Source organism: Arenibacter sp. 6A1, from assembly GCF_012272855.1.
GTDB lineage: Bacteria > Bacteroidota > Bacteroidia > Flavobacteriales > Flavobacteriaceae > Arenibacter.
Genome location: NZ_JAAXCQ010000010.1, coordinates 108,377 through 127,914, shown reverse-complemented (window position 1 = coordinate 127,914; position 19,538 = coordinate 108,377). Strand labels below are relative to the sequence as shown.

Here is a 19,538-nt window from a genome sequence, read left to right as displayed (position 1 = left end):
TCATAGCGATAATTTCCTTTAAATTACTCTATAGTACATACTATTAAAAGGCACAAACATCCTCATTCAAACCACTTATGTATAGACGATTCTTTAAAAGAACCTTAGATCTTTTTCTGTCATCAATTGGATTCATCCTCCTTTTGCCGCTATCATTTGTTATTTTTCTAGTACTGTATATATCTAACGAAGGAAAACCAATTTTTCTACAGCCTAGACCTGGTAAAAACGAAAAAATATTTTACATTTTTAAGTTTAAAACCATGAACGATAAAAAGGATTGGCATGGAAAACTACTTCCAGATGAGAAAAGAATCACCAAATTTGGTGCCTTTTTACGAAAAACGTCCCTAGATGAAATTCCACAATTGTTAAATATCATAAAAGGCGAAATGAGCCTTATAGGCCCACGCCCATTGCGAGTACGTTACCTTCCCTATTATACAAAGGAAGAACAACTTAGACATAGCATAAGACCTGGCATAACAGGTTTGGCTCAAGTTTCTGGTAGAAATTTGTTGAATTGGGACGATCGTTTACAAAAGGATATAGAATATGTTAAAAATATCTCCTTTGCTCTTGATTTTAAAATATTGGTACAAACGTTTTTAAAAGTAATTGCAGCCAAAGACATTGCCTTGGATTCCGATTCTGGTATGATAGATTTTGATGTATTACGTAAAACGTCTATTCAAAACAAAGACAATTAAAGCAACTAGCTATTTCTTGTTTTAAGTGTAAAAGTGTTTTTAGAATAAGTTCACCTTAACTCAAAACATATATGAAAAACAATCCGTTTACTTCTCCAACATTTGTGACCACTTGGTTAAAACATTTTACGAGTTTTAAGGAACAATATTCGTTTAGTTTTATTGAAGATTTATCCTTTATTAAAAATAAAAAACTCCCCGTATTCATCAATATTGGTAAAAATTGGACCAAGGCAATGTCTTATTCCATAAATCCAAATCCTGAAAGTGTTCCTAAAAATAAGGTTCTTTTAATTTATGATATCCCAAATTATGTCATCCCAAATAAATTGACCGACGGTGGCCCTATAAAGACTCATAAGGTAAGGCAATACGAAGGTTTTTTAGCAAACCTATCTGGTTTTAAAACCTTGGACGAATATATGCAAGATCGGTTCGATTCTAAAAGCAGGTATAATTTTAGAAAAAACAAGAAAAAGCTCACTCAATGCTTTCATATTAATGAATCCATATATTTTGGTGCTATCACCAAAGATGAATATGATGTTGTATTTAAAAGCTTTCATAGCCTGTTAAAAAAAACCTTTTTAGAGAAACAAGTCAGCACTAATATTTTGGAAAAATGGGATTATTACTACGAATTGGTGTACCCCATGATCCTTGAAAAAAAAGCCTCCCTATATGTTTTGCGAAATGAAGATGAACCAATATGCATTGCTTTAAACTTCCATTCTGAAGACATTTCCTTCTTGTTTTTTTCTGTTTATGACAGTGATTATTCCAAATTTGGAATTGGTTATATGTCCGTTATGAAGTGTATAGAATGGTGTATAGAAAACAATTTCAAAGGTTATGATTTTTCTAAGGGCTATTTTCATTATAAAAAAAGGTGGTCCAATGTAATTTACAATTTCGATTATCACATTTTATACGATTCAAAAAGCATAACCGCTAGCTTCTTGGCTTTTTCCATGTCCAATTATTTTAGATGGAAACAAATACTAAGGGAGAAAAATTTGAACAAAACCTTCAATAAAGTACTGTTTCATCTTAAAAACAAAGAAAAAATTGATGATAAATATCCAGATTTTCAATTTGGACCCAAAACCGAATTAAGTGACTCACATCAATTAAACAAATTAAATTTCAAATCCTGCGAATATGCATTCTTACGAAAACCTATATATGAATTCATTTATAAAACTGGCTTTCACATAAAAGATATTAAGGTTACCGAATCTCAGGGCTCCTTTTGGGTAATAGGCCAAGATAAAATGCAAAAAATAATGATTAACAACTAACTATTAGCCGCTTAATTAGTTATAAGTAGTCTAGTTTTTAATATTAACCTGAATCTGATAAAATTGTAAAATTAAAAGTTGAAAAGATTAATACTTTAAAATACTTGGTTCATGCTTTAAAAAAATTAGATAGCTCCAGTTTGGGAATTCCTGTAACTTGACCTACCTATTATTGATTACAATAAAAATAAGGTCACAATGGATACTCCCTTTAACTCAGACTGGTTTGTGAATACATGGCTAAAATATTTTAAAAACTCCATTCCTCCCGAAAAAGTTGAATTTATTAAAGGAGTACGATTCTACAAAAACAAATACTTGCCACTTTACACCAATGTCGGTAAGAGTTTAACAAAAGGATTTGAATATACCATCAATCCTAAAAAAGTAAAAAAAAGTAATAGTGTTTTTCTAATTTACGATATACCATCCTATTATAAAACCCCTCCAATAAAGGATATAAAGTTTTTGAAATCTACTCGTATACCGCAATACAATGGTTATATAACCACAATAAAAAAATACAGTTGTATTGATAATTTCTTGGAATTAAACTTCAGCAAACCTGAGAGAAAGCTGCTCAGGAAACGTGAAAATCGTATAACGAAAAGTTTCAATATAAGTTCAAAAATGTTTTATGGTGCCATAGATATAAACTCTTATAATACTCTATTTGATAGACTTTCTGAATTACTAACCAAACGCTTTGAAGAAAAACAAACTAATTATCACATAATATCTAAATGGGATTATATCAAAGAATTAACATATCCTATGATACTAAACAAAGAAGCAGCTTTGTTTGTCATGTATGATGACTCTGAACCCATAGCCATGCAATTATGTTTCCAGCATCAAAAAAAATTAATTGGTGCTATTCCTGTTTATGATACGGACTATTCTAAATATGGCTTAGGAAATATATTAACGTTTAAGGTAATAGAATGGTGCATAAAAAATGATATGCACATATTTGATTCCTCTAAGGGAGATTATGGCATAAAGAAACAAATTAGCGACATTGTATATCGCTTTGAGTTTCATGTCTTGTACAACCCCAGATCAGTTACCTCGAATTTGGTAGCCCTTAGTATTACCTCTCTTTTCAGAAGTAAACAATATTTACGAAATAAAAACATACATACTTACTATCACCATTTAAGATATAAATTAGGAACAACTCTAGGAAATCATCAACCCACCCCATTAAATTATGAGGTAATTAAAGAGAAATTTGACATTTCAAAGATGAAAGATATTTTACCCATTAATTATAAGGAAAGAAAATTTTCGTTTTTAAACAGAATGCTTTGTGATTACCTTTATTCTTCTCTCGAAAAGAAAGATGATGTGAAACTTTATAAAAAAACAATTCCAACATATATTATGTAGTAGGCAAAGACCACCAACAGAAGGTATTGCTATTAAATAGTTTTTAATCCCGATTCTTCTTTAGATTTATTCCTCATTTTAGGTAGAGTATTCAAAGCATTATTCACAACCAATTTTCTTTTCCCAGATTTAAGTAAAGGAATATCGATTACGTATTCTATGTTTATATTGGCGTCATGCCCTAAAAATTCTTGATATTTTTTAATTATTTCTAGTTCATCGTCGTAATCAAAATCATATGCTACCTTAAGTTTTATAATATATTTATTATTCGATTCCTGTATAAACTGAAATTGATCAATACCATTAAATTGTAATATATGATGAACAATATGAGAGGTGATAAACTCGCCCTTGGTATTGGTAAACATATCCATTTTTCTTCCTTCAATTTGCGAAAGCACTAAGGCTTTACAATCATCCTTAGTCTCAAAATTTAATATTCCAACATCTCCTGTATCATATCTTATTAATGGCATGGCATAACTAAAAAGATCAGTAATAACAATCCTGCCTAAAGTGCCATTGGGTACTGGTATATCCTTGTTCAAATCCAAAATTTCGACAAAATAACTGGCCCAGTTGACTTCAAAATTTCTATTGCCCATATTTTGTTGGGCAATAATTCCATTTTCCGAATTTGAATATCGAGAAACAACATGGGTTTTAAAATATTTTTTTACTCCTTTTCTAACATATTCATCCAAACCTTCAGCAATGGCTACTACCCCATTTATTTTTGTTTCTAATGGTTTTGCTTTCTTATTATCCAAGAATTTAAAAATCGCTTGCAAGGCGGAAGTATACCCCAAAATACTCTTGTTGGAATTGTCATTTTCTAATTCTCTTATCCAGCCTGCTATTTTTTGATCATTAAAATTATCGACCGAATAATTAGTCCTAACATTTTGAACCCAAGATAAAAAATTTCCCTTTTTATATTGCTTATCCCACAGTCTTAAGTAATACAACCTTGCCCCCAATTTATACCCCGCTTTTTCAGAAAAATAAATGGTGTCTGCCGTATTTCTGTCCCTTTTATTTTTATCATGTAAAATGTAGAAAGGTTTCCCTGTAGACCCACTGGTTGTTACTTTATACTTTTTTTTATCGATAAATTCTTTGCTTTCGAATAATTTAAAATTATCACGTATATAAGCCTTGTCAACTACTGGAAAATCTTGCAACACATTATCCTTGGTGAAGTTTTTATACAAGGGAACAGAAGTTGTTGCATGAGTGATTAAATTTGTTAGGTATCCCTCGGTTACTCGTGAATATCCGTTATCATGAAATTTTCTTTGTAATGAAGCAATATCCTTCAAGTGTCGAGTCACTTTTCCCCCCTTAATCGCATCTACTGACCAAAATAGTTTTCTACGTAAAAATTCCAAAGCTTTCATACTGATTACATCAAATTAAACAAAAAAATAATGGAGAGATTATGGGTATCCTATTATTGATACCAAAAAGATATTTTATCTATTTTTTAATTTCCGGATACCGAACTAACATAAATAATCCCGTCTTGAATAGTATCAATGGAATAGGTAAAATTAACTATACCCTCCTTGGGGATTTCTAAATAGCGAGCATAATTTTCATCTCCAATGGAGCAATAAATTAAAGGATCGTCCCTTAAGGGATCATAATTTAAAATTTTAAATTCCGAGGTGTCTTTTGGTTTTAAATCAGGGAATTTCATTGAAAATAAAACTACATTACTGAAATTATTATTGGTACGGTTAATAACCCTTATTTTAGTCTCTTGAACTATTGGAAGTTCATTTATATTTCCGCAGAATACAAACAGCATCACTGATAATATTGCTAATACTCTTTTCATGATTTCTGAAGTTGTTTTAGTGAGATAGCCTATTATTTTATTTATAAATTCAGAAAAATTTTAACTCCTTAATTCTACTAAAATTACATCTTTTAAATTCTTTTTTCTCTTCAACATCTATCAACAACCTAAATAATCTGTAAACTACATAACACGTAAAATATTGATAATCTTTATCATAACAACAACAATTAATATCTATTTTTAATAATAAATGAGGCTATTCTACATACTAAAAACAGTTTTAGGTTTTTTCTAATATACTTATAAACTTAGTAGTTAAGCTTTTGAATCGGTATGGTGTTTAATCAGGTATAAATTCCTTTTCATGACATGAGGTTATTAAAAACATTTTTTTTATCCCTATTTACTTCTTTAGTATCCGGTCAAATAAATATATCTGGAACGGTGTTAGGCTATAGTAACGATCGGAAGGAAATACCCTTATCCGATGTTAATATTATTTGGCTAAATAGTACTGTAGGAACTAGCACCAACAACGCAGGAGAATTTTCTATTCCCTTCAAAAAAGAATATGGAAAAATCGTTATTAGCTATGTGGGCTACCAGTCCGATACCATAGTAGCTAATAGACCTAATCTAGGAAAAATATGGTTAAGACCAGATAAAGAGCTCGAAGAAGTCACGGTACAAAAAAAATTAAACCCTATTCAAAAATCGCTTTTCAATATTCAGAACGTAGTGACCGTAGATAGCAGGGAAATGTTAAAAGCGGCCTGCTGTAACTTGTCGGAAAGTTTTGAAACCAACCCATCGGTAGACGTGAATATTTCAGACGCCATTACCGGTGCTAAACAAATTCAGATGTTGGGTTTAAATAGCCCCTATTTATTGTTTACCCAAGAAAACATGCCATTTATCCGAGGTGCTTCCCAAATATATGGAATGTCCTTCATTCCAGGATCATGGGTAGAAAGCATTCAAATCACTAAAGGTTCTGGTAGTGTTTTAAATGGTTTTGAAAGCATTTCGGGGCAAATAAATAGTGAATTGGTAAAGCCTCTTACCGATAAAAAGCTGTTTTTAAATGCTTATGCCAATAATTATGAAAGATTTGAAATCAATACAAGATATAATTATAAGTTTTCGGAAAACATAGGTACTGGGGTTTACCTTCATGCCAACCTGAGAAATGGTACCATCGACAAAAATTCCGACAGTTTTTTAGATACCCCACTGTCAAAACAAATAAATTTCATGAATCGGTGGCAATTTTTAGACCCTAAAAAAGGGTGGATCAGTTTTTTAAATTTTCAGTATTTACTTGATGAAAAACAAATAGGTCAAGAAGATTTTAATCCTAAAAGGGATAAATTCACCAATAACAATTGGGGTAGCGAAGTAAATACCGACAGACTTGATGTTTCTGCCAAACTAGGCTATGTTTTTCCCGAACTTCCCTACCAAAGTTTTGGTCTTCAAACAGCCTTTAGCAACCATGCCCAGAATTCATATTATGGATTTAACCATTATGATGTACAGCATCAATCCTTTTACTCTAACTTTTTATTCAATAGTATCATTGGAAGCACCCAACATAAATTTAAAACCGGACTTAGTTATACTTATGATTCCTTTGATGAGAGCGTTAACTCAGAGGATATGGACCGGAGCGACAACTCAGTTGGTGGATTTTTTGAATACACCTACGACAACCTTGAAAAACTAAGTTTTGTAGCGGGTATAAGGATTGACAGTCATAACCGATTAAATACTTTTATAACGCCTAGACTGCACCTAAGATATGCCTTATGGAAGCAGTCTAGTCTTAGATTTTCTATTGGAAGAGGAAAACGGGCTGCTAATATTTTTGCAGAAAACCAACAAATGTTTGCTAGCTCACGTAGCATAAACATTATAAATAACTCGGGAAACATATATACCCTGCAACCAGAGATTGCGTGGAATTATGGGGTTGGATTTATTCAGAAATTATATATTAATAATAGGTCGTTTGACTTTTCAATTGATTTTAACAGAATTGTCTTTAAAGATCAGGTATTAATCGATTGGGAGAACCCTAGGGAAATATCCTTTTATAACCTAACAGGAAAAAGTTTTTCGAATAGTTTACAAATAGATGTGAACTATGAGATTATCCAAAATTTGGATATCAGGGCGACCTATAAAAATTACAATGTAGAACTGGATTATAATTCGGGATCAAAGACCAAACCCTTACAGTCCAAACATCGCTTTTTTGTTAATCTTAATTATGAAACATTAAAAAAATATAGAGAAGGACAATGGAGGATGGATCTTACCGTAAACTGGCAAGGTAGACAACGTTTACCAAATACTTCGGAAAATCCTGCCCCATATCGCTTACCTACCTCGTCTGATGCTTATAGTATCGTAAATGGTCAATTGACTAGAGTCCTCAATGAAAAATTTGAAATTTATCTTGGAGGTGAAAATATAACCAATACTACTCAAAAAATTGCCATACTTGGTGCCGAAGATCCTTTTGGGCCCTATTTTGACAGTACCCTATTATATAAACCTGTTTTAGGACATACCTATTACCTTGGTTTTCGATATAAGTTATAAAATTATATGAATCAGAATTTAAGCATTAACTAAACTTATAAAAAATATTTCATCATGATAAATACAAACAACTCATTTAAAGCACTTATAGTCACTTTACTATTATTTATTGGCTTTAATTTAAATGCTCAGGACAAAAACAAAAAAATAAGCTTTTATGTAAAAGGCAATTGTGAGATGTGTAAATCTAGAATCGAAAAAGCTTCTCTTAAACTTAAAGGGGTTAAATATGTATCATGGAATATTCAGTCAAAGGAGCTTAACCTGATAATGGATGAGAATAAATGTAAGGTTATAGATATTAAAAAGACCATAGCAGCCGTTGGACACGATACGGACGAAACAGTGGCCGATTTAAAGATTTACGAAGCCTTACCGGAATGTTGTAAATACAGAGATCCTAATAGCATACACATGGACCACGGAAAATCTCATTAAGGATCTGTAAATTAACACGAAAACTTAAGATTGATGATTGATCAAGGAGTTGTTTAGTAGAAATCACTAAAGTTTTACCACTCTTTTGGCTATAATAATATCTCCTTTTGCATCTACCACTCGAATTACATAAAAACCAGCAGCAAGCCCGTATAATTTATTAATAATAATAGTGTCGGTATTTTGGAAGGCTTCTTGCCGGATCAATACCCCCATCATATTAAACACCTCTACACTACAATCTGTATTCTTATTTAATTTAATCGTAATTTTTTCTGTAAAGGGATTTGGAAAAGCTTGTAAAAGAACTGGGCTATCGTCCTTATTATCTTCTTCCCATACTATTTCCTGAAGGTTAGCCACATGCTCATACGGTTTTTTAACCCTAGTTTTAATTCCAGGTCTATTAGACTGATTATCCACATCTATAGAAGCCAAAAATCTTGATCCGGAAGTAGCTTCAAATCCAGGAACCATTAAAATTTCATTGACGGATTCAATGCTACAATCTGTTCCACTAGGAACTATAAAATTATTCCCGACACGAATCAAAAATTGATAATAAAAGACTTCTTGAGGTCTATAAGTATTACTAACAATATAATTATTAAGTTGAGCTAGACCATTGGCACCATAAAAAACCCCTAAGGATCGTGTATCAGTTATACTGTTCGGATTAACTAAGGGCAAAGTTTCTCCATTAAATGAATAAGTCCCGTCATACCGCAACATCGAAGATCTCAGAAAGGAAGAACTATTGTAGATTTCTTCCCAATTAAACCATATGAAATCGACAAAGGTATGGTGGAGAAAAAATACTGGATCACGAGGAGATAAGGGAGTGGGCATTGCTCCTCCAGTCCATACATGCGCCCCCCTATGGACGGCTCTTCTTTCCAATTCGTTTGAAAAGGTATTAAAATTGCTCATACCATATAAATTACTTACATCTGAAGGCACTGGTAATGGGCCGTTCCCTCCCAAATTCCTGTTTAAACTCCAATTTGTATTAAAGCTTCCCATAAAGTTCTGATTCCAAAGTGCAGAATTTGTAGACTGATCTATGCTGGTATCCCACCATGCCAAACTTATCCTTGGATTAATATCTTGTACTGCTTGTTCCAATTCAAACATTTGTCTTCTATGCCAAGGTAGAAATATTTCCCTTTGCGGTTCGTCGGGAAGGTTAAAGTGTAAATCTAAACGCGTTGGATCTGCTGTATTATCAAAATTGAAAAATTCCATATGGAAATTAGCCATATCATTAAATAGATCTGCGCCATTCCTTATATCATAAAAAGCATTTACCAATTCTGTCCTTTCATAATCCGTCATTTCTTGATAATTCTTTCGAATACTCTGCGCATCAACATCTATTACCAATCCTAATAAAATAAACAATGTGTATACCGTTTTCATCGTGTGTTAAATTTGATGATTATAGCTAATTCTTCATTTGCATAATTTGTTTCTCCAATTCCAATAATTTCTGAGCCAATTGTTGGAATTGTATGTTCTCCTCCTGGAGCTTTTTAATTTTCTTTTCTTGTTGAATAGAATACAATGTGAGCTCCTCTATTTTTTGGAGTAATTTGGCATTCATTTCACCTAAAAGAATACCTCCGCTTTCAGCTACTTCTTTGGCACTTGGGATATTTTCCAAATGTCCATTTTCCAAAATATGTTTTTCTACTTCTTCCAATGATGGAAGCACATATTTTTTTTCAAATACAAAATCTGGCCAATTTTGAGATAGTTCAACTTTAATTTCCTCCGCAATAACATTACCATCTACTGCCAACCTATAGCCCTGGGTGTTTAGAGTTCCAATACCAACATTTCGTGTAGCAAATATATCTTGAGCAGCATTAAGATCCCTAGCTTGCCAATCTATAGTAATTAAATTGGCATTTTCCGAGGTATAATGTAAAGCATCATCGAAAGAAGTTATAGCCTGACTAGCTGCGGTATTATTGTTCCCCGCTACATCTTGAGCCACATTGGCAGGAACATCCACAGTTATATCTCCTGCTCCGGTGGGACTTATATCCAATGTATAAGTATTTCCATCGACAACCATAAAATTTGAGCTCGTTCCGTTACCGATTATTACATCACCCAATTCAAAACCTAGCACGCCTTCACTAAATTCAATAGTAATGCTATAAGGGTTTGTAGTGTTAACTACTAATGGTTCCCCTATAATATTAGTACTTGGCGCTATAGCATCATAGGTAGTAATTACTGTTAATGCCGCAGTACTGTTATTTCCTGCCAAATCTTGAGCAACGTTCGCGGGAATATCTATGGTTATATTACCTGTCCCATTAGGGGTTATTTCTACGGTATAGTTACTCGGACCTACAGTGATAAAATTGGTAGCTGTGCCATTACCAATAACTATATCTCCTTGTTCAAAGCCAGTTACATCTTCACTGAAATCTATACTTAAATTATAAGGATTTGTATTGTTCACAATTTCTGGAGCACCAGAAATAACAACATTCGGAGGGGTGTCATCTAGATTAAAGGTTGTTACAACCTGGGCAGCGGCAGTATTGTTGTTCCCTGCAGGATCTTGGGCAACGGCTGCAGGAACATCGATGGTGATGTCCCCTGCTCCGCTGGGGGTAATATCGACCGTATAGGTATTGCCATCGACCGAGATAAAATTGGAAGCAGTTGCATTGACTAATACCAAATCTCCTTGATCAAAGCCAACGACATCCTCGCTGAACTCTAACGTCACATTATAAGCTGTGGTAGTATTCACGCTCGCTGGTGCTCCCTGAATTACCACACTAGGGGCCCCAGCATCAAAAATCGTGGTGACCTGGACAGCGGCAGTATTATTGTTCCCTGCGGTATCCTGGGCCACGTCTGCAGGAACATCAATGGTGATGTCCCCTGCACCGGTCGGAGTAATATCTACCATATAGGAATTGCCATCGACTGCGATAAAATTGGAAGCCGTTGCATTTACTAGTACCAAATCTCCTTGATCAAAGCCAACGACATCCTCGCTGAACTCTAAGGTCACATTATAAGCTGCCGTAGTATTCACGCTCGCTGGTGCTCCCTGAATTACCACACTAGGGGCCCCAGCATCAAAAATCGTGGTGACCTGGGCGGCGGCAGTATTGTTGTTCCCTGCGGCATCTTGAGCCACGTTGGCAGGAACATCGATGGTGATGTCCCCTGCTCCGCTGGGGGTAATATCGACCGTATAGGTATTGCCATCGACCGAGATAAAATTGGAAGCAGTTGCATTGACTAATACCAAATCTCCTTGATCAAAGCCAACGACATCCTCGCTGAACTCTAACGTCACATTATAAGCTGCCGTAGTATTCACGCTCGCAGGTGCTCCCTGAATTACCACACTAGGGGCCCCAGCATCAAAAATCGTGATGACCTGGGCGGCGGCAGTACTATTGTTTCCTGCAGTATCCTGGGCAACGTTAGCAGGAACATCGATGGTGATGTCCCCTGCACCGGTCGGAGTTATATCTACCGTATAGGTATTCCCGTCAACTGCGATAAAATTGGAAGCCGTAGCGTTTACTAATACCAAATCTCCTTGGTCAAAGCCAACAACATCCTCGCTGAACTCTAACGTCACATTATAAGCTGTCGTAGTATTTACGCTCGCTGGTGCATTTTGAATAAGCACACTTGGGGCCCCAGCATCAAAAATCGTGATGACCTGGGCAGCGGCAGTATTATTGTTCCCTGCAAGATCTTGGGCAACATTGGCAGGAACATCGATGGTGATGTCCCCTGCTCCGCTGGGGGTAATATCGACCGTATAGGTATTGCCATCGACCGAGATAAAATTGGAAGCAGTTGCATTGACTAATACCAAATCTCCTTGATCAAAGCCAACGACATCCTCGCTGAACTCTAAGGTCACATTATAAGCTGCCGTAGTATTCACGCTCGCAGGTGCTCCCTGAATTACCACACTAGGGGCCCCAGCATCAAAAATCGTGATGACCTGGGCGGCGGCAGTACTATTGTTTCCTGCAGTATCCTGGGCAACGTTAGCAGGAACATCGATGGTGATGTCCCCTGCACCGGTCGGAGTAATATCTACCGTATAGGTATTCCCGTCAACTGCGATAAAATTGGAAGCCGTAGCGTTTACTAATACCAAATCTCCTTGGTCAAAGCCAACAACATCCTCGCTGAACTCTAACGTCACATTATAAGCTGCCGTAGTATTCACGCTCGCTGGTGCATTTTGAATAAGCACACTTGGGGCCCCAGCATCAAAAATCGTGATGACCTGGGCAGCGGCAGTATTATTGTTCCCTGCGGCATCTTGAGCCACGTCTGCAGGAACATCAATGGTGATGTCCCCTGCTCCGCTGGGAGTAATATCAACCGTATAGGTGTTGCCGTCGACCGAGATAAAATTGGAAGCAGTTGCATTGCCTAGTACCAAATCTCCTTGGTCAAAGCCGACGACATCCTCGCTATACTCTAACGTCACATTATAAGCTGTGGTAGTATTCACGCTAGCAGGTGCATTTTGAATAAGCACCGTCGGCGGACTAGTATCAAAAAGCGTAGTAACTTGGGCAGCAGCTGTATTTTCGTTACCAGCATTATCCTGAGCTACATTTGCAGCAATATCTATAGTGATGTCCCCTGCTCCGCTGGGGGTAATATCGACCGTATAGGTATTGCCATCGACCGAGATAAAATTGGAAGCCGTAGCGTTTACTAATACCAAATCTCCTTGATCAAAGCCAACGACATCCTCGCTGAACTCTAACGTCACATTATAAGCTGCCGTAGTATTCACGCTCGCAGGTGCTCCCTGAATTACCACACTAGGGGCCCCAGCATCAAAAATCGTGGTGACCTGGACAGCGGCAGTATTATTGTTCCCTGCGGTATCCTGGGCCACGTCTGCAGGAACATCAATCGTTATGTCCCCTGCACCGGTCGGAGTAATATCTACCATATAGGAATTGCCATCGACTGCGATAAAATTGGAAGCCGTTGCATTTACTAGTACCAAATCTCCTTGATCAAAGCCAACGACATCCTCGCTGAACTCTAACGTCACATTATAAGCTGCCGTAGTATTCACGCTCGCAGGTGCTCCCTGAATTACCACACTAGGGGCCCCAGCATCAAAAATCGTGGTGACCTGGACAGCGGCAGTATTATTGTTCCCTGCGGTATCCTGGGCCACGTCTGCAGGAACATCAATGGTGATGTTCCCAGCTCCGGTCGGAGTAATATCTACCGTATAAGTATTGCCATCGACTGCGATAAAATTGGAAGCCGTTGCATTTACTAGTACCAAATCTCCTTGATCAAAGCCAACTACATCCTCGCTGAACTCTAACGTCACATTAAAGACATCTGTAGTATTCACGCTCGCTGGAGCCCCCTGAATTACCACACTAGGGGCCCCAGCATCAAAAATCGTGGTGACCTGTGCGGCGGCAGTATTATTGTTCCCTGCGGTATCCTGGGCCACGTCTGCAGGAACATCAATGGTGATGTTCCCAGCTCCGGTCGGAGTAATATCTACCGTATAGGTATTGCCATCGACGGCGATAAAATTGGAAACAGTTGCATTGACTAATACCAAATCTCCTTGATCAAAGCCAACGACATCCTCGCTGAAATCAAACGTCACATTAAAGACATCTGTAGTATTCACACTCTCTGGCGCTCCTTGAATTACGACACTAGGTTGCGTGGCATCAAAAGTTGTGGTGACCTGGGCGGCGGCAGTATTATTGTTCCCTGCGGTATCTTGAGCCACGTCTGCAGGAACATCGATGGTGATGTCCCCTGCTCCGCTGGGGGTAATATCGACCGTATAGGTATTGCCATCGACCGAGATAAAATTGGAAGCAGTTGCATTACCTAATACCAAATCTCCCTGGTCAAAGCCAACAACATCCTCGCTGAACTCTACCGTCACATTGTAAGCTGCCGTAGTATTCACGCTCGCAGGTGCATTTTGAATAAGCACCGTCGGCGCTCCAGCATCAAAAATTGTGATGACCTGGGCGGCGGCAGTATTATTGTTCCCTGCGGCATCTTGAGCCACGTCTGCAGGAACATCGATAGTGATGTCCCCTGCTCCGCTGGGAGTAATATCAACCGTATAGGTGTTGCCGTCGACCGAGATAAAATTGGAAGCAGTTGCATTGCCTAGTACCAAGTCTCCTTGGTCAAAGCCGACGACATCCTCGCTATACTCTAACGTCACATTATAAGCTGTGGTAGTATTCACGCTCGCAGGTGCATTTTGAATAAGCACCGTCGGCGGACTAGTATCAAAAAGCGTAGTAACTTGGGCAGCAGCTGTATTTTCGTTACCAGCATTATCCTGAGCTACATTTGCAGCAATATCTATAGTGATATCCCCAGCTCCGCTGGGCGTAATATCAACCGTATAGGTATTGCCGTCGACCGCCACAAAATTTGAAGAAGTTGCATTTCCTAATACCAAATCTGCTATTTCAAAGCCAACGACATCCTCGCTGAATTCTGCCGTCACATTATAAGCTGCCGTAGTATTCACGCTGGCTGGTGCTCCCTGAATTACAACGTTAGGTGCCCCAGCATCAAAAATCGTGGTGACCTGGGCAGCGGCAGTATTATTGTTCCCTGCGGTATCCTGGGCCACGTCTGCAGGAACATCAATGGTGATGTTCCCAGCTCCGGTCGGAGTAATATCTACCGTATAGGTATTGCCATCGACGGCGATAAAATTGGAAACAGTTGCATTGACTAATACCAAATCTCCTTGATCAAAGCCAACGACATCCTCGCTGAAATCAAGCGTCACATTAAAAGCTGCCGTAGTATTCACACTCTCTGGCGCTCCTTGAATTACGACACTAGGTTGCGTGTCATCAAAAGTTGTGGTGACCTGTGCGGCGGCAGTATTGCTGTTGCCTGCGGTATCCTGGGCCACTTCTGCAGGAACATCAATGGTGATGTCCCCGGCTCCGGTCGGTGTAATATCGACCGTATAGGTATTGCCATCGACCACAACAAAATTGGAAGATGTTGCGTTTACTAATACCAAATCTCCTTCTTCAAAGCCAATAACATCCTCGCTGAACTCTAGCGTCACATTAAAGACAGCCGTAGTATTCACGCTCGCTGGTGCTCCCTGGATTACCACGCTAGGTGCTTCAACATCAAATATTGTGGTGACTTGAACGGCGGCAGTATTATTGTTCCCTGAAATGTCTTGAGCCACGTCTGCAGGAACATCGATGGTTATGTCCCCTGCTCCGGTCGGAGAAATATCTACCGTATAAGTATTCCCGTCAACTGCGATAAAACTGGAAGCAGTTGCATTGACTAATACCAAATCCCCCTGGTCAAAGCCTACGACATCCTCGCTGAACTCTAACGTCACATTATAAGCTGTGGTAGTATTCACGCTCCCTGGCGCTCCCTGGATAACTACAAAGGGGACTCCTGAATCAAAAATTGTGATGACCTGGGCGGCGGCAATATTATTGTTCCCTGCGGTATCCTGGGCCACGTCTGCAGGAACATCGATGGTGATATCCCCTGCTCCGCTGGGGGTAATATCTACAGTATAGGTATTGCCGTCGACTGCGATAAAATTGGAAGCCGTTGCGTTTACTAATACCAAATCTCCTTGGTCAAAGCCAACGACATCCTCGCTGAACTCTAACGTCACATTATAAGCTGCCGTAGTATTCACGCTCGCTGGTGCATTTTGAATAAGCACCGTCGGCGCTCCAGCATCAAAAGTTGTGGTTACCTGAGCGGCGGCTGTATTATTGTTCCCCGCGGCATCTTGGGCAACGTCTGCAGGAACATCGATGGTGATGTCCCCTGCTCCGCTGGGGGTAATATCTACCGTATAGGTATTACCATCGACTGAGATAAAATTGGAAGCCGTTGCGTTTACTAATACCAAATCTCCTTGGTCAAAGCCAATAACATCCTCGTTGAACTCTAAGGTCACATTAAAGACATCTGTAGTATTCACGCTCGCTGGTGCTCCCTGAATTACAACGCTAGGTGCCCCAGCATCAAAAATTGTGGAGACCTGAGCAGCGGCTGTATTGTTGTTCCCTGCGGCATCTTGAGCCACGTTGGCAGGAACATCAATGGTGATGTCCCCTGTTCCGCTGGGGGTAATATTTACAGTATAAGTGTTGCCGTCAACTGCGATAAAATTGGAAGCCGTAGCGTTTACTAATACCAAATCTCCCTGGTCAAAGCCAACAACATCCTCGCTGAACTCTAACGTCACATTATAAGCTGCCGTAGTATTCACGCTCCCTGGTGCTCCCTGAATTACCACACTAGGAGCCCCAGCATCAAAAATCGTGATGACCTGGATAGCGGCAGTATTATTGTTCCCTGAAATGTCTTGAGCCACGTCTGCAGGAACATCGATGGTTATGTCCCCTGCTCCGGTCGGAGAAATATCGACCGTATAGGTATTGCCATCGACTGAGATAAAATTGGAAGCCGTTGCGTTTACTAATACCAAATCTCCCTGGTCAAAGCCAACAACATCTTCGTTGAACTCTAAGGTCACATTAAAGACATCTGTAGTATTCACGCTCGCAGGTGCATTTTGAATAAGCACCGTCGGCGCTCCAGCATCAAAAGTTGTGGTAACCTGGGCAGCGGCAGTATTATTGTTCCCTGCGGTATCTTGAGCCACGTTGGCAGGAACATCTATGGTGATGTCCCCTGCTCCGGTCGGGGTAATATCGACCGTATAGGTATTGCCATCGACTGAGATAAAATTGGAAGCCGTTGCGTTGCCTAGTACCAAATCTCCTTGGTCAAAGCCAACAACATCCTCGCTGAACTCTAAGGCCACATTAAAGACATCTGTAGTATTCACGCTCGCAGGTGCATTTTGAATAAGCACCGTCGGCGCTCCAGCATCAAAAATTGTGGTGACCTGGGCGGCGGCAGTATTATTGTTCCCTGCGGCATCTTGAGCCACGTTGGCAGGAACATCGATGGTGATATCCCCTGCTCCGCTAGGGGTAATATCTACAGTATAGGTATTGCCGTCGACTGAGATAAAATTGGAAGCCGTTGCGTTTACTAATACCAAATCTCCTTGGTCAAAGCCAACAACATCCTCGCTGAACTCTAACGTCACATTATAAGCTGCCGTAGTATTCACGCTCGCAGGTGCATTTTGAATAAGCACCGTCGGCGCTCCAGCATCAAAAATTGTGATGACCTGGGCAGCGGCAGTATTATTGTTCCCTGCAAGATCTTGGGCAACGTTGGCAGGAACATCAATGGTGATGTCCCCTGCGCCGGTCGGGGTAATATCTACCGTATAGGTATTGTCGTCGACCGAGATAAAATTGGAAGCCGTTGCATTGCCTAATACCAAATCTCCTTGGTCAAAGCCAACAACATCCTCGCTGAACTCTAACGTCACATTATAAGCTGCCGTAGTATTCACGCTCGCAGGTGCTCCCTGAATTACCACACTAGGGGCCCCAGCATCAAAAATCGTGGTGACCTGGACAGCGGCAGTATTATTGTTCCCTGCGGTATCCTGGGCCACGTCTGCAGGAACATCAATGGTGATGTTCCCAGCTCCGCTGGGGGTAATATCTACCGTATAGGTATTGCCGTCGACTGAGATAAAATTGGAAGCCGTTGCGTTTACTAATACCAAATCTCCTTGGTCAAAGCCAACAACATCCTCGCTGAACTCTAACGTCACATTATAAGCTGCCGTAGTATTCACGCTCGCAGGTGCATTTTGAATAAGCACCGTCGGCGCTCCAGCATCAAAAATTGTGATGACCTGGGCGGCGGCAATATTATTGTTCCCTGCGGTATCCTGGGCCACGTCTGCAGGAACATCGATGGTGATATCCCCTGCTCCGCTGGGGGTAATATCTACAGTATAGGTGTTGCCATCGACTGAGATAAAATTGGAAGCAGTTGCATTGCCTAGTACCAAATCTCCTTGGTCAAAGCCAACGACATCCTCGCTGAACTCTAGCGTCACATTATAAGCTGCCGTAGTATTCACGCTCGCTGGTGCATTTTGAATAAGCACCGTCGGCGCTCCAGCATCAAAAGTTGTGGTTACCTGAGCGGCGGCTGTATTATTGTTCCCCGCGGCATCTTGGGCAACGTCTGCAGGAACATCGATGGTGATGTCCCCTGCGCCGGTCGGGGTAATATCTACCGTATAGGTATTGCCGTCGACTGAGATAAAATTGGAAGCCGTTGCGTTTACTAATACCAAATCTCCTTGGTCAAAGCCAATAACATCCTCGCTGAACTCTAACGTCACATTATAAGCTGTGGTAGTGTTCACGATATCCGGTGCTCCTTGAATAAGCACAGTGGGTGAATCTGTATCCGCGGTTAATGTAGTTACGTTTGCCGTATTACTTAAGCCTGAAGTATTACCGGCTGCATCATTTGCCGAAACCGTAAAATTATAGGAAGTATTTTCAGTTAATCCGGTAACGTTAAAATTAGTGACTCCAGGGGTAGTTCCTATTATCCCACCATTTTGGAAAACATTATAACTAGTGACTCCTATATTATCTGTTGATGCGGTCCAAGATAAATTGGTTGTCGTAGTGGTTGTTCCACTGGCCGTTAAATTCGAGGGTGCAGTAGGAGGAGTGTTATCTTGTACAGTAATAGAAACGTTATCTATTAACACCTGGCTCCCTACTTGCCCCCCATTATAAGGAGCAGTATATACTCTTATTAGGGGACTGGTTGAAGTAGCCGTTAAATTCCAGGTATATTGAGACCAGTTATTTCCGACTATCGGGGTAGTAGAAAATCCTGTAAATCCTGCCCAATTAGCAAAGGCTGGTTGCGCACTTAAATTTCCCTCTCTAGCCCAGATACTTATAGTATACACTTGTCCAACAACAGCGGTAAAGGTATAATTCATATCACGAGTATTCCCTGTGCTTCCTGTAGAGGTGGCACTTAGTGAGAAATTTCCTTGAAATGGATTTACATTGCTTGACGTTATAGCGGCATTCCCTGTCCATCCCGTGGTTGCATTGGCTTCATTTAAAATAGAAGCTGCATTTGCCTGTGTATGCAAGTTTTGTCCTTGTACACTTAGCCCCAATGCTATCATAAAACACAGTAGTAGTTTTTTTTTCATATCATACCACATTTTAAAAAATTTTCATTCATCAAAAGTTAACGGGGGAGGATTAACTAAGATAAACTGCTTATAATCCATTCTGAAGTAATCTCTTTGAAACGCAAAAATTTCCTTCATAA

Annotated in this window: 9 protein-coding genes; 5 read left to right on the top strand and 4 right to left on the bottom strand. The window is 39.3% G+C overall.

Annotated features, from left to right (window positions below):
- Positions 1 to 77: 77 nt before the first annotated feature.
- From HCG49_RS11050 to HCG49_RS11040, 3 genes are all read left to right on the top strand, one after another.
- The gene (locus tag HCG49_RS11050; protein ID WP_168469596.1) at positions 78 to 710 is read left to right on the top strand and encodes a sugar transferase; all 633 of its coding nucleotides are present in this window, start codon (positions 78 to 80) and stop codon (positions 708 to 710) included.
- Positions 711 to 781: 71 nt separating this feature from the next.
- Entirely contained in the window at positions 782 to 2,011 is a 1,230-nt protein-coding gene (locus tag HCG49_RS11045) for a GNAT family N-acetyltransferase (RefSeq protein WP_168469595.1), read from the top strand.
- A gap of 198 nt (positions 2,012 to 2,209) precedes the next feature.
- Positions 2,210 to 3,403, top strand: a complete 1,194-nt coding sequence (locus HCG49_RS11040) for a GNAT family N-acetyltransferase (protein ID WP_168469594.1) — start codon at positions 2,210 to 2,212, stop codon at positions 3,401 to 3,403.
- A gap of 32 nt (positions 3,404 to 3,435) precedes the next feature.
- Here HCG49_RS11040 and HCG49_RS11035 read toward each other — a convergent pair whose 3' ends face one another.
- Positions 3,436 to 4,806: a phenylacetate--CoA ligase family protein gene (locus HCG49_RS11035; RefSeq protein ID WP_168469593.1), complete on the bottom strand. Its 1,371-nt coding sequence runs from the start codon at positions 4,804 to 4,806 to the stop codon at positions 3,436 to 3,438.
- A gap of 86 nt (positions 4,807 to 4,892) precedes the next feature.
- Positions 4,893 to 5,249 (bottom strand): hypothetical protein, encoded by a 357-nt coding sequence (locus HCG49_RS11030; protein WP_168469592.1) that lies wholly within the window; start codon positions 5,247 to 5,249, stop codon positions 4,893 to 4,895.
- Positions 5,250 to 5,582: 333 nt separating this feature from the next.
- Between HCG49_RS11030 and HCG49_RS11025 the strand changes: the two genes are divergently transcribed.
- Positions 5,583 to 7,820: a carboxypeptidase-like regulatory domain-containing protein gene (locus tag HCG49_RS11025; RefSeq protein ID WP_168469591.1), complete on the top strand. Its 2,238-nt coding sequence runs from the start codon at positions 5,583 to 5,585 to the stop codon at positions 7,818 to 7,820.
- A 54-nt stretch (positions 7,821 to 7,874) separates the two neighbouring features.
- A complete protein-coding gene (locus HCG49_RS11020; protein WP_168469590.1) occupies positions 7,875 to 8,258 on the top strand; it encodes a heavy-metal-associated domain-containing protein in 384 nt (127 codons plus the stop codon).
- A 66-nt stretch (positions 8,259 to 8,324) separates the two neighbouring features.
- On the opposite strand, the gene HCG49_RS11015 is transcribed toward HCG49_RS11020, so the two are convergent.
- Both HCG49_RS11015 and HCG49_RS11010 read right to left on the bottom strand, forming a co-directional pair.
- Positions 8,325 to 9,677 carry a tyrosinase family protein gene (locus HCG49_RS11015; RefSeq protein WP_168469589.1) on the bottom strand — a complete coding sequence of 451 codons (1,353 nt, stop codon included), beginning with the start codon at positions 9,675 to 9,677 and terminating at the stop codon, positions 8,325 to 8,327.
- Positions 9,678 to 9,702: 25 nt separating this feature from the next.
- Positions 9,703 to 19,416, bottom strand: coding sequence for an Ig-like domain-containing protein (locus tag HCG49_RS11010; protein ID WP_168469588.1), 9,714 nt, complete (start codon positions 19,414 to 19,416; stop codon positions 9,703 to 9,705).
- Positions 19,417 to 19,538 lie beyond the last annotated feature (122 nt).

Excerpts from the sequence above, each read along its gene's own strand:
- HCG49_RS11050 (WP_168469596.1), top strand. The coding sequence starts at position 78 with ATGTATAGACGATTCTTTAAAAGAACCTTAGATCTTTTTCTGTCATCA.
- HCG49_RS11045 (WP_168469595.1), top strand. The coding sequence starts at position 782 with ATGAAAAACAATCCGTTTACTTCTCCAACATTTGTGACCACTTGGTTA.
- HCG49_RS11040 (WP_168469594.1), top strand. The coding sequence starts at position 2,210 with ATGGATACTCCCTTTAACTCAGACTGGTTTGTGAATACATGGCTAAAA.
- HCG49_RS11035 (WP_168469593.1), bottom strand. The coding sequence starts at position 4,806 with ATGAAAGCTTTGGAATTTTTACGTAGAAAACTATTTTGGTCAGTAGAT.
- HCG49_RS11030 (WP_168469592.1), bottom strand. The coding sequence starts at position 5,249 with ATGAAAAGAGTATTAGCAATATTATCAGTGATGCTGTTTGTATTCTGC.
- HCG49_RS11025 (WP_168469591.1), top strand. The coding sequence starts at position 5,583 with ATGAGGTTATTAAAAACATTTTTTTTATCCCTATTTACTTCTTTAGTA.
- HCG49_RS11020 (WP_168469590.1), top strand. The coding sequence starts at position 7,875 with ATGATAAATACAAACAACTCATTTAAAGCACTTATAGTCACTTTACTA.
- HCG49_RS11015 (WP_168469589.1), bottom strand. The coding sequence starts at position 9,677 with ATGAAAACGGTATACACATTGTTTATTTTATTAGGATTGGTAATAGAT.
- HCG49_RS11010 (WP_168469588.1), bottom strand. The coding sequence starts at position 19,416 with ATGAAAAAAAAACTACTACTGTGTTTTATGATAGCATTGGGGCTAAGT.